Origin of the sequence: Curtobacterium sp. ME26 (assembly GCF_903970945.1) — a bacterium.
Lineage (GTDB): Bacteria > Actinomycetota > Actinomycetes > Actinomycetales > Microbacteriaceae > Curtobacterium > Curtobacterium citri.
In genome coordinates this window covers 17,774-28,550 of sequence record NZ_CAJCKG010000016.1, presented here as the reverse complement: position 1 = coordinate 28,550, position 10,777 = coordinate 17,774, and the positions used below count along the sequence as shown (strand labels likewise).

Here is a 10,777-nt window from a genome sequence, read left to right as displayed (position 1 = left end):
GTGGTCCGCTGGCACCGGGCCGGTCGGACATGCGCATCGGTGCGCGGATCCAGTGTCGACCCCGCCATGTCACTTGTCAACCGGTTGACCAACTTGTGTTGTCATCGGTTCGTCCGCCGACCGCCGGTACGCTCACTGCATGCCCGCGTTCAGCGAGAACGACCCGCTCAACATCCGACTCGAACTCGAGTCGGTGCCCGCCGGGTCCCCCGCCTCCGCGGTCGCGCGGCAGCTCGTGACCCTGCTCACCACCGGCGAGCTTGCGCCCGGGTCCCGCCTCCCCTCGGAGCGCGTGATCGCCGAGCAGCTCGGAGTCGGACGGTCCGCGGTCCGTGAGGCGTTAGCAGCGCTCGAGATCCTCGGCATCGTGCAGATCCGGCCCGGTTCCGGCACCTACCTGCAGGGCGGCACGTCCGACCTACTCCCGACGACCCTGTCCTGGGGTCTGATGCTCGCGTCGAACCGGACGCGCGAGCTGCTCGAGGTCCGCTCCTCGCTCGAACGCACCGCGGCGATCCTCGCGGCCCAGCGCGCCGACGCCGCACAGCTCGACGAGCTACAGGAGTACCTCGAGCGGCAGCGCATCACCCTCGACGACCCACAGGCGTTCATCGAGGCGGACGTCCGGTTCCACGTGCTGCTCGCGCGAGCCGCCGGCAACGAGGTCCTCGCCGACCTCCTGCAGAGCCTCCGCTCGATGCTTAGCGTCTGGGTCGGCCGTCGCGTTCGCACCCGGCAGGCGACCGAGGCGGCGTACGAGGAGCACCGAGCAATCCTCGATGCCGTCCGCTTGGGCGACGTCGCCGCCACCCAGCGTGCAATGGACGACCACATGGCGACCGCGAGTGCCCGTATCGAGAACGCTGATCCGATCGTCAGCGCCGAGGACAGCGCGACAACCGGCCCGGCTTGACCATCTTGGCCTCGTGAGGCAGCACTAGGAGCGGCAGCCACATCAAGGATTCAACGAGGGCGATCGCATTTGCGAGCTGGCAAGCGCCGCCGGCGTCTAACGCACCGCCACGCAAGGGATACGTCTGCGCGTTGCAGCGGGATTCCCTCGGAAGCAGTGGGGGGCGGAAGACGCGGGTCTGAACTGGTTCCGATCACGGCACTGCAACTGTCGTGCCGATGAGCAATCAACAGCGGCCAGCCTCCGCCGAGGTCGACTGGGCATGCGAGGGACTTGCCGAGTCTCTTTGCTGTGAGGGGCTTCCCCCGGACAGCGAGCAGGATTAGCCTGCCCTGGACTCGGTTTGAGCGAGCTCCTGGGTCACAGTCCACCAGCACGGTGGGGACATGGTGGCGGTGCCGAGCTGAGGATGTCTGGGGACCGCCACCACAGCCCTCTGCGCGCTATGCCAACACCAGGGGCGGCGAGGTGGGTCGCGGCGTCACCCGTAAAGGTCGTCCCACACCGAGTGCAGGTCGATCAGGGATGATTCCTGCGGCGTCGACTGATCCCCACGCCGGAAGCGACGCTGCATGTTCTTGAACGTGTCGATGCGCACCGGAGGAACGTCACGATCCCGCTCGTACGAGGTTTCAGCCATGGTGTGTGTTCCTCCGTCACCACTCTGACAGACCGGGCTCCCCTGCTGCCGCCGTACCTACCAAGAGTGCGTGAACCGCACTGCTCTCAGCGGGCACCGGGAGGATGGAACCCTGGACGTTGGCACTCGACGCGCGCACACTGTTGGCAGCGCGGTCTGGAGACGTGGCCGCGCGGAGCGGCGTTGCCCGACAATCCGCTCTGAGCGTGGGCCGGCTGCTCGCACAACGGCCCACGCTCGTCCCCATCCGGACCACAGCGTCCCCAGTCACGCCGGCTATTGACCCGCTGACGCTTCAGTTCGAGAGGGAAGCGTGTTGGCGGCAGGATGCCGCTGCTCGGGCTGTCGGTTCAGATCGGGGAAACAATCGTGCAGAACCGACGGCCCTCGGTCGAAATGCGTTCCCATCCGCACACGGCGACGTATCCCGCGATACGTCTCAATCCGCACCGCAGGCACCGTGAGCTCACGAAGGTACAAGGAATGGTACATCGGCGGCTCCTCCCGCTTTCGGCTCAGTGTCGCGCTGTGACCTTTCCGGCACAAGCCTCGAAATCACCGCACCCGCGCCTGGGTGATTGCAGCGGGACCGGCCCTGCCGCTGTCGCAATGTGAGAGGGGGCTACGGCGCGCGCTCCAGCTGCGGCGCCCGCAGTTGGGTCCGCGTCTTCGATCGAGCGCTCCTGCGGCGCGGCGCTCAGGCGCGGAACAGCGAGCGCGCAGAGACGCAGGCGCGCAGAGTGAGGACATGCGCGTATTTCTGCTTGCCAACGTCAGCACGCAGGGCACGATCGTGGGCGCGTTCGTGTCCGAGGACGCCGCGAAGAACTACATCGCTGACGTCGACCCCGGGCGGGTGTTCACCTGGCGAATCCGCGAGGTTGCCTGGTACGACAACTACGGCGAACGCTGACCGCCGACCCAGATCACAGCAGTGGACGGCACGCAACCCGAATGCGCACCGGCCACCACCAGCAGCAGCAGCAGCAGCAGCAGCAGCACTGTCCTACGCCCTACCGCCATCGACGGCGTCTGCTGGATCCACGTCTCCCGTCCCTTCACCGCCCAGCGGCTGCGGTCACTCCACGTGATTGACCGGGATCACGCTGCCCTTGTAGGTCTTCGTGATCCAGTCGGCGATCTCCTTGCTCGTGAGCGCCTTGTCGAGGGCTTCGATGCGGGGGTCGTCGTGTAGCGCCTTCGGGGCGATGAGCACGTTGACGTAGGGGTTGCCGTTCTTGGAGTCCTCGAGCTGGAGGGCGTCCTGTGACGGTGTGAGGTCGACGCCGAGTGCTGCGTTGCCCTGCAGGATCGCTGCGTCGACGTCCTGCAGCTGCCGTGCGAGCTGCGTGTTGTCCGCGGTCTTGAGGAACTTCAGGTGCTTCGGGTTTGACGTAATGTTCGCCTCGGTGATGAGGAGGTCGTCACCGCTGAGGTCGCCGCCGTCGAATGACCGGTCAAGCTTCAGTAGCCCCGCGCTCTGCAGCAGGAAGAGCCCGCGGGCGAAGTTCGTCACGTTGTCCGGGATGCCGATGGTCGCGCCGTCCGGGATGTCGTCGACGGACGTCACCTTCTTCGAGTAGATGCCGAGCGGCTCGATGTGGACCTTCGCGTCGACCTCGAGGTCGGTGATCCCGCGCTGCTTCGTGTCCTGCTCGAAGAACGGCACGTGGTCGATGTAGGTCGCGTCGACGTCGCCGTTCTCGACGGTCTCGTTCTCGTTGACGCCTTCCTGCGCGACGGTGACGTCGAGCGTGACACCGTCGGGCAGGAGTCCGGCGTCCTGGATGTGTTCGAGGATCTCAGAGTGGGGGCGGTTCTCGGCCCACACGCGCAGCGGCTCGCTGCTCGCGGTCCACTTGCCGTCGACCTTCTCGGAGCTACCGGTGGAGCCGGATGCGCAGGCGCTGAGGGTGAGTGCGGCGATGACGACGGTTGCGCTCACGATGAGGGCGCGCTTCGGGTGGTCCATGGGGTTCCTCTCGGATCGGGTGGGGGGCCTCGGGTCAGCGGGTCGGCGCTTTGGCTCGTCGGCGCGTCAGCGCTTGTGCAGGCGCCGTCGGAGCCAGACGTCGCCGACCACCTGGATGGCCTGCACGATGACGACGAGGACGAGGACGGTGGTCCACATGAGTTGGTCGTCGTAGCGCTGGTACCCGTAGGTGATCGCGTAGGCGCCGAGTCCGCCGGCGCCGACCGTGCCGGCGACGGCGGTGTTGCCGACGATCGCCACGAGGGTGAGGGTTGAGCCGGCGATCAGGCCGGACCGCGACTCGGGTAGGAGCACCCGCCAGATGAGCTGCCAGGTGCTGGCGCCCATCGCCTCGGCGGCGTCGAGGCGTCCGGTGTCGACCTCGGCGAGGGCGTTGTCGACGATCCGGGCGAAGAACGGGAACATGCTCACGGTGAGCGGCACGAGCGCCGCGGTCGTGCCGAGCGTGGTGCCGACGATGCTGCGGGTGAGGGGCAGGATCGCGAGCAGCAGGATGACGAAGGGCAGCGACCGCACGATGTTCACGAGCACGCTGGCGACGTGGTGGCCGACGACCACCGCGCGCTGCGCACCGGCGCCGCGGATCCGTTCGACGACGACGGAGCCGGGGGTGGTCAGGAAGAGCAGCACGCCGAGGGCGGTGCCGAGGACGAAGGTCAGGAGGAAGGTCCAGAAGACCATGTAGAGCGTCTCGCCGGCGGCCTGTGCCAGGAGCCCGTAGGGGCCGAGCCCGTTCGAGATCATGCCGACTCCACCGCCGTCCGGTCGTCGGCCGTCCGCCGGACGGCATCGAGCCCGGCCCGATCCGGCAGCTCGAGCTCGTACCGGGCGACCCGCTCCCCGCCGACGGTGTGCACGCCGCCGGACAGCACGTCGTACGCGGTGTCCCCGGCGAGCCGCGACAGGTACCCGCGCGCGGTCCCCTCACCGCGGACGGTTACCAGCACACGCGGCCGGTCCGCAGCCGGCCGGGAGGTGCGTGGTGCGTCCAATGCAGCGGGCGCGCTGGTCGCGTCGGTCGCCGGTACCGCCGTGGTGGTGCGGGGGAGCATCGCGCGACCGATGCGGGACGAAGGGTCTGACACCAAGTCGATCGTCCGCCCCTGTTCGACGACGCGGCCAGCCTCGAACGAGACGACCTCGTGGGCGTGCTTCCGCAGGATCTCGAGCTCGTGGGTGATGAGGACGACGGAGACACTGAGCTCCCGGTTCACCCGCTCGAGGAGCGCGAGCACCTGCTCGGTCGTCTCGGTGTCGAGCGCACTCGTCGCCTCGTCCGACAGCAGGACGGACGGGTTGGTGGCGAGTGCCCGCGCGATGCCGACGCGCTGCTTCTGTCCGCCGGACAGCTGCGACGGGTGGTTGTCCGCGCGGTCAGCGAGCCCCACGAGGTCGAGCAGCTCGCCGACACGACGCCGCCGTTCCGTCCGGTCGACGCCGGCGAGCAGCAGAGGGAGCTCGACGTTCTCGGCGGCGGTCCGTCCGTGCAGCAGGTTGAACTGCTGGAACACGATCCCGATCCGGCGACGACGGGCCCGCAGGTCGCGGCGACGGAGGCGGAAGAGGTCCTCACCGTCGATATGAACGCTGCCGGAGTCCGGGCGGAGGAGCGCGGTGACGACCCGGAACAGCGTCGACTTCCCGGCACCGCTCCGCCCGGCGATCCCGGTGATACTGCCGTCGGGAACGGTCAGCGACACGTGGTCGAGGGCGATCACCTCCCTGCCGTGTCGTCGGTACGTCTTGGAGACGTCTCGGACCTCGAGCACGTGGTTCCTCTCGTTGTGGCGTCCGCGGCGGGTGCCCGAGCGGAATTTGTCTGCCCCGAGCGTAAGAGGACGAGCAGGACCACTGCGGTCCGTCGGTCACAGTCCGACGCGGGACGTCACCCGACGTCACGAACGTGCGACGTCACGGACGTGCGAGTCGTTCCCGGAGGGTCTCCTCGGCGTACTCGGTGCGGTACAGGCCGCGCCGCTGTAGTTCCGGGACCACGTGGTCGACGAAGTCGGTCAGGCCGGACGGGAACAGGTCGAGCATCACGTTGAAGCCGTCCGCCGCACCCGCGCGGAACCAGACCTCCATCGAGTCGACGATCTGCTCGGGCGTGCCCGCGATGAACCGTTGGCCGTAGCCGCCGAAGTCGCGTAGGAGCTCGCGGACCGCCGGGTTGCCGCGCTCGATGCGGTCGAGGAGCGTGCGCCGGTAGGCATCGGACCACCCCGCGCCGCCCTGACGTGCCGTGTCGACGACGTGCGGCGGGACCGAGGCGTCGACGTCGACGTCGAGCAGGTCCGCGCCGAGGGCCTTGCCGAGCTCAGCGAGGCTGTAGGTCGCCGGGGCGAGGTGCTCCCAGTGGTCGAAGCGGTCGCGGGCCTCCTGCTCCGTGCTCCCGATCACGATCGCGAGCCCCGGCAGGACACGGACCGCGTCCGCTGGGCGGCCGGACGCGGCGGCGACGTCGCGGACGGCCTGCCGGTGCTTCGCCGATGCGTCCGGTTCCTGGGCGACGGAGTAGACGGCGTCGGCGAACTGGCCGGCCAGCTGCACGCCAGGGCCGGAGCCGCCGGCCTGCACAACGGCCGGACGGTCGTCGCCCCAGTGCGCGAGGACCTCCGCGACGAACGACTCGGCTCGGGCGTAGCGCTGCTCCCGAGGCGGCAGTTCGTCGATGCCGTGGTTCCGGACCGCCTCGACGTCCCAGGTCGTCACGGCGTTCCAGCCGAACCGTCGGCCGGAGGCGTGGTGGATGCTGCCGAGTCGTCGGGCGAGCTCGGCGGGCTCGTTGAGCGTGGTCGAGGCGGTGGCGATGAACCCGAGGTGGTCGGTGACGGCGGCCATCGCGGGGACCAGGATGCTCGGGTCGAGGTACTGGACCGGGCGGCTGCGCGGGTCGGTGATCGCGGGGCGGTCGGCGAGGAAGACGGCGTCGACCAGGCCCCGCTCGGCCTCGCGTGCGACGGCCTGCCAGTGCCCGAAGTCGACAACGGCGTCGGGGCTGATGTCGTCGGAGCGCCACGCAGCGGGACGCTGGCCGACCCCGAGCACGTTGATGTTGACGGTCAGGTGGTCGGCGGACATCAGGAAGCCTCCGGAGCGTCGTCGAAGCGCGGTGCGGCGCCGTCAAGCGGGTCGAGGACCGGCGCTGGCAGTCCGAGTCGTCGGCGGAGCGTCCCCGGTTGTTCACCGGGCGCCGACCCGAGGGGCCGCAGGGCGGCGGCGGCCGGACCCTGCAGGGCGGCGGCGAGGGAGTCCAGGTCGTGGTGGACGAGGGCGTCGACGCGCACGGCGGCCGGTGCGTCGAGGGTGCTGTCGGTGAGGGCCAGGCCGCCGGGCCGTTCGACCAGGTCGATCCGGCAGGTGCCGGTCGCCTTGACCGTCACGCCGCCGGACGTCACGGTCACCGGCAGCCCCTGCGGACTGCTCGGCACGTTGAGCGGCCCGGCGATCCGGTACGCGCCGGTGCTGTTGATCCGGGTGATCGCCGCGGTCTCGGCGAACGCCGGTGCGCTGCCGTCGAGGGCGATCGTCTCCCTGGGCCAGCTCCGCCAGAGCTGCTGCACGACCGTGACCAGCTCGGTGGCGTCGTGACCCTCGTCGCCGCGGACGATCCACGCGATCCGGCCGCCGGATAGCTGGTCCAGCGTCGCGATGCGTCGAGCCAGGTCGTAGGGGTGTCCGATGGCGTCGGTCCGGGTCGTCACGGCGAACCACGCCCGCGGGAGGTCGCCGAGCAGCGATGCCGCGGCGACGCCGGGGTCGCCGTGCTGGGGTTCGTCCTCGAGGACGAGCAGCACAGGCGGGTGCTCGGCGAGGAGCCCCGCGAGCCGTGTACGGAGGGACCGGTCGGCCGCGAGAGCGTCGGCGAGGTCACCGCGGACCCGGAGGGCCGGGAGGGCCCTGGCCTCGGCGTCGCGCCGGACGGCCTCCGCACGGACGGTGTCCCGGTGGCGCACGTCGACGTCGGTGCCGATGTCGTACAGCAGCCGGTCCGCGATCATGCGGGAGCGGTGCAACACGGGGTTGTGCTGCGCGATTGTCCGGGCATTGCGCCAGTGCCGGTCGAGGGCCCACCGCTGCTGCAGGTCCTCGAGCGGTTCGGGAAGCAGCGCCCCGATCTGCGTCAGCAGTTCGCCGGCCTCGACGGCCGCCGGGACGACGAGCAGTTGCGCGCGGAAGGTCTGTACCTCCGCGGCGTCGGTGGTACGGTCGGCCGCGGCACCCGGGGTGGAGACGAGCGCACGGTGGGCACCGTCCGTGTCCGCTGCTGCGCGGAGGAGCGCAGCATCGTTCCCGAGGACGAGAGCCTCGAGCCGTCCGAAGCGCTCGAGGACCCGGACGTCGGGCGGTCCGTGCCGGCGTCCGCTCTCGTCGACGAGCTCCCGGGCGGTGCGTGCGACGTCCTGCGTGATGCCGGTGAGGACGGCGAGGAGCACCAGCTGCTGCCAACCGGCCGTGCCCCGGTGCTGCGTCGTGAACGGCGCGACGTCCGCCGGATCGACGGGGACGTCGTGCAGCTCGGTGGTGCCGCTACCCGTTGCCCGCTGCCCGAACCCGGTCCAGTCGTCCCGCACCACGACACCCTCGGCGCGCGCGTCTACGCCCACGATCACCAAGGCGTCGTCCGCGTCGACGGCGCTGTACTCGAGCCAGTCTGCATGGGCGCTGCCCGTCGAGTAGTACTTCGTCCCGGTCAGGGTCAACGCGTCGTCACGACCCTGCAACCGCGTGGTGAACTTCGCGCCGGTGCTGCCGTCCGACTCGGTCCACCCGCCGCCGATCATCGCTCCCGACGCGATCCGTCCGAGCCACTGACGCCGGGTCGGACCGTCCGGCTCCTTGAGGTGCCGTTCGGTCGCGAGGACGTGGGTGCGCCAGCTCTGCGCGAGGCTCGGGTCGGCCGCGGCGATGTCCCTGATGGTCTCGACGAGCTCGACGACGCTCGCGTCGAGCCCACCGTCGGCGCCGCTAAGCCGCATCCGGCCGAAGCCGAGGCGACGGAGCTGGTCGTGGAAGCGGCGCGGGATCCGTCCGGAACGGTCGGTGTGCACCGCGGCCGCCCGGACCTCCTCGAGGAACGCTGCGAACGTCGGACCGAGGAGCTGATGACCCATGTACCGACCGTATCCAGGCGCGCTGGTGCGTCCGACTCGCGTTGCGGACTGTTGCGTGAAGGATCGAGCGCGATTACCGGCCGCCCTACGCTCGGGTGGTCGGCATCGTGTGCGTCTTCACGTGGTGTCGCGGAGGAGAACAGGAGCACGCGTGCCCGACTGGCTCGTCGACCACTCGACGCCGAATGCCGATCCCTGGCCCCCTTCTGTGCGTGCTCGCGCGCAGGACGCTGTCGAGCGTGCTGACCTCGGAGTGGAGGCGGTGCGGGTGCTGCTCATGGCCGCGCTGGTCGACTCCGTCGTCCGGACGGCGACGCGGCTAACGGTCGGCCGTACCCGGGTGCAGCACGACGGCAACACGCTGCTCGCCGCCGATGATCCGCAGTTCGTCGAGGTCCTGCGTGAAACCTCTGGTCTCGCAGTGGCCGCCGTCGCGTCGGCGGAGTATCTGCTGTCCGGTGGACTCGGCCGTGCCGAGGCGAGGGACCTGCAGTTCGGGCTCCGCGCGGTCACGGTGACGGTGCTCGACCGGGTGTTCGAGACGCTCGGGGCTTCAGCCACGTTCGAGCACCACGGCCTCCACCGTCTGCGAAGCGCTGCGGTGGTGCTGTGGGCGGAGGTCGAGTCGGCCGAACCCGTCGGCGAACCGTCGACGCCGTAGCACGACCGGTCCGGTCGAGACCGGACCGGTCGTGCGGGGTCACCGCGGGAGCGAGCCTGCCCGCGCCGCTCGGTGTCGTGCTGCCGGGTGGCTTGCCGGCAACCGGGACGACCCGCCGCCGCTGACCCGCTGCCGGAGGGTCTCACCATCGGTGTACCGCTCCGGCAGGCGTCCCCGTTCGCGCAGCAGCGGTGTCACGAGGGTGCCGAAGTCGTGGACGGTGTCGAACGAGTGGTACTGGCGAAGGTTGATGCCGTCGAGCCCGTCGTCATCGAGCCATCCCTCGATCTGCTCGGTGACAGCCTCCGGGACCCCGGCGGCCCAGAACGCGCCGTACCAGGCCTCGTTGACCCGGTCGAGGAGTTCGCCGACGGTGGCATCGAGCGCGACCCGGCCGACCAAGCGCTCCCCACCGTCGAGCCCCTCGGCGTCGAGTGCGTCGCGGACGGTGCGGTTTTTCGGGTGGCGAAGCGCATCGAAGGGAACGCTGCCGTGGATGAGCGGACCTTCCTCGCTCTGGAACGCTCGGTACTGAGCGACCTTATCGTCGACCTCCCGCTGGGTCGGCGCCGTGATGACGGCCGCTTGGGTGACGAACTTGACGTCGCCGCGGTCCCGGCCCGCGGCTTCGGCGGCGTCGCGGACGGCCTCCGCTGTGCGCTGCACTCCGTGGCCGCCGGTGAACACGACCTCGGCGTGGGTCCCGGCCCGTTGGATGCCGGCGGGTGATCCGGTCGCGAGGAACAGGGTCGGTGTGCGCTGCGGCGACGGCTCCGACAGGTGGGGTCCGGCGACGCGGAAGTGGTCGCCGACGTGGTCGATGGGATGCACCTTCTCCGGATCCGTGTACACGCCGCGCTCGGTGTCGCGGACGACCGCGTCGTCCTCCCAGGAGCCCTCCCACAGCTGGTAGAGCACGTCGAGGTACTCGTCGGCGATCTCGTAGCGGGTGTCGTGCGGGATCTCGTCGGCCAGTCCGAAGTTGCGTGCGGCGTTCGGGAGGTAACTGGTGACGACGTTCCACCCGACGCGCCCGTTCGTCAGGTGGTCCAGGGTCGACATCCGCCGGGCGAAGGCGAACGGTGGTTCGTAGCTGGTGGAGAACGTGATCCCGAAGCCGAGGTGCTCGGTCACCGCTGCCATCGCCGGGACGACGAGCATCGGGTCGTTGTTCGGGATCTGCAGCCCTTCACGCAGCGCCGGGGCGGCGGAGCCCTGGTACACGTCGTAGGCGCCGAGGACGTCGGCGATGAACACGGCGTCGAACTGGCCGGCCTCGGCAGTGCGGGCGAGCTCGGTCCAGTACCGGATGTCCGTGTACCGGTGACGCTGGTTGCCGGGGAGCCGCCACAGGCCGTGGGTGATGTGTCCGACGCAGTTCATCTCGAACACGTTCAGCAGGAGTCGCTTCGGCATGGTCCGACCGTACGGACGAGCGATCAGCTGCCACGTGTTC

Annotated in this window: 10 protein-coding genes; 3 read left to right on the top strand and 7 right to left on the bottom strand. The window is 70.0% G+C overall.

What is annotated here, in order from left to right; all coding sequences use genetic code 11:
- The first annotated feature begins 139 nt into the window (after positions 1–139).
- Entirely contained in the window at positions 140–913 is a 774-nt protein-coding gene (locus H7A69_RS08360; protein WP_182046630.1) for a FadR/GntR family transcriptional regulator, read from the top strand.
- Positions 914–1,394: 481 nt separating this feature from the next.
- On the opposite strand, the gene H7A69_RS08355 is transcribed toward H7A69_RS08360, so the two are convergent.
- A complete protein-coding gene (locus H7A69_RS08355; protein ID WP_182046629.1) occupies positions 1,395–1,553 on the bottom strand; it encodes a hypothetical protein in 159 nt (52 codons plus the stop codon).
- Between the two features lie 748 nt (positions 1,554–2,301).
- Here H7A69_RS08355 and H7A69_RS08350 point away from each other — a divergent pair.
- On the top strand, positions 2,302–2,466 hold the full coding sequence (locus tag H7A69_RS08350) for a hypothetical protein (RefSeq protein ID WP_182046628.1): 165 nt from the start codon (positions 2,302–2,304) through the stop codon (positions 2,464–2,466).
- Between the two features lie 165 nt (positions 2,467–2,631).
- Here the strand turns inward: H7A69_RS08350 and H7A69_RS08345 are convergent, their stop codons facing one another.
- The 5 genes from H7A69_RS08345 to H7A69_RS08325 all read right to left on the bottom strand — a co-directional run bounded on the left by H7A69_RS08345 (position 2,632) and on the right by H7A69_RS08325 (position 8,660).
- The gene (locus H7A69_RS08345) at positions 2,632–3,525 is read right to left on the bottom strand and encodes a MetQ/NlpA family ABC transporter substrate-binding protein (RefSeq protein ID WP_182046627.1); all 894 of its coding nucleotides are present in this window, start codon (positions 3,523–3,525) and stop codon (positions 2,632–2,634) included.
- 66 nt (positions 3,526–3,591) lie between these two features.
- Positions 3,592–4,290 carry a methionine ABC transporter permease gene (locus tag H7A69_RS08340; protein ID WP_182046626.1) on the bottom strand — a complete coding sequence of 233 codons (699 nt, stop codon included), beginning with the start codon at positions 4,288–4,290 and terminating at the stop codon, positions 3,592–3,594.
- Positions 4,287–5,315, bottom strand: a complete 1,029-nt coding sequence (locus tag H7A69_RS08335; protein WP_182046625.1) for a methionine ABC transporter ATP-binding protein — start codon at positions 5,313–5,315, stop codon at positions 4,287–4,289. Before H7A69_RS08335 ends, H7A69_RS08340 begins: the two co-directional genes overlap by 4 nt.
- Before the next feature lie 142 nt (positions 5,316–5,457).
- Positions 5,458–6,627: an LLM class flavin-dependent oxidoreductase gene (locus H7A69_RS08330; RefSeq protein WP_182046624.1), complete on the bottom strand. Its 1,170-nt coding sequence runs from the start codon at positions 6,625–6,627 to the stop codon at positions 5,458–5,460.
- Positions 6,627–8,660 carry an acyl-CoA dehydrogenase family protein gene (locus H7A69_RS08325; RefSeq protein WP_182046623.1) on the bottom strand — a complete coding sequence of 678 codons (2,034 nt, stop codon included), beginning with the start codon at positions 8,658–8,660 and terminating at the stop codon, positions 6,627–6,629. The genes H7A69_RS08330 and H7A69_RS08325 overlap by 1 nt, the downstream gene beginning before the upstream one ends.
- A gap of 151 nt (positions 8,661–8,811) precedes the next feature.
- Here H7A69_RS08325 and H7A69_RS08320 point away from each other — a divergent pair, with 151 nt between their 5' ends.
- Positions 8,812–9,321 carry a hypothetical protein gene (locus tag H7A69_RS08320; RefSeq protein ID WP_182046622.1) on the top strand — a complete coding sequence of 170 codons (510 nt, stop codon included), beginning with the start codon at positions 8,812–8,814 and terminating at the stop codon, positions 9,319–9,321.
- Positions 9,322–9,360: 39 nt separating this feature from the next.
- On the opposite strand, the gene H7A69_RS08315 is transcribed toward H7A69_RS08320, so the two are convergent.
- Positions 9,361–10,737 carry an NtaA/DmoA family FMN-dependent monooxygenase gene (locus H7A69_RS08315; RefSeq protein ID WP_182046621.1) on the bottom strand — a complete coding sequence of 459 codons (1,377 nt, stop codon included), beginning with the start codon at positions 10,735–10,737 and terminating at the stop codon, positions 9,361–9,363.
- Between the last annotated feature and the right edge of the window lie 40 nt (positions 10,738–10,777).

Coding starts and splice junctions, on each gene's coding strand:
- H7A69_RS08360 (WP_182046630.1), top strand. CDS start 140: ATGCCCGCGTTCAGCGAGAACGACCCGCTCAACATCCGACTCGAACTC.
- H7A69_RS08355 (WP_182046629.1), bottom strand. CDS start 1,553: ATGGCTGAAACCTCGTACGAGCGGGATCGTGACGTTCCTCCGGTGCGC.
- H7A69_RS08350 (WP_182046628.1), top strand. CDS start 2,302: ATGCGCGTATTTCTGCTTGCCAACGTCAGCACGCAGGGCACGATCGTG.
- H7A69_RS08345 (WP_182046627.1), bottom strand. CDS start 3,525: ATGGACCACCCGAAGCGCGCCCTCATCGTGAGCGCAACCGTCGTCATC.
- H7A69_RS08340 (WP_182046626.1), bottom strand. CDS start 4,290: ATGATCTCGAACGGGCTCGGCCCCTACGGGCTCCTGGCACAGGCCGCC.
- H7A69_RS08330 (WP_182046624.1), bottom strand. CDS start 6,627: ATGTCCGCCGACCACCTGACCGTCAACATCAACGTGCTCGGGGTCGGC.
- H7A69_RS08325 (WP_182046623.1), bottom strand. CDS start 8,660: ATGGGTCATCAGCTCCTCGGTCCGACGTTCGCAGCGTTCCTCGAGGAG.
- H7A69_RS08315 (WP_182046621.1), bottom strand. CDS start 10,737: ATGCCGAAGCGACTCCTGCTGAACGTGTTCGAGATGAACTGCGTCGGA.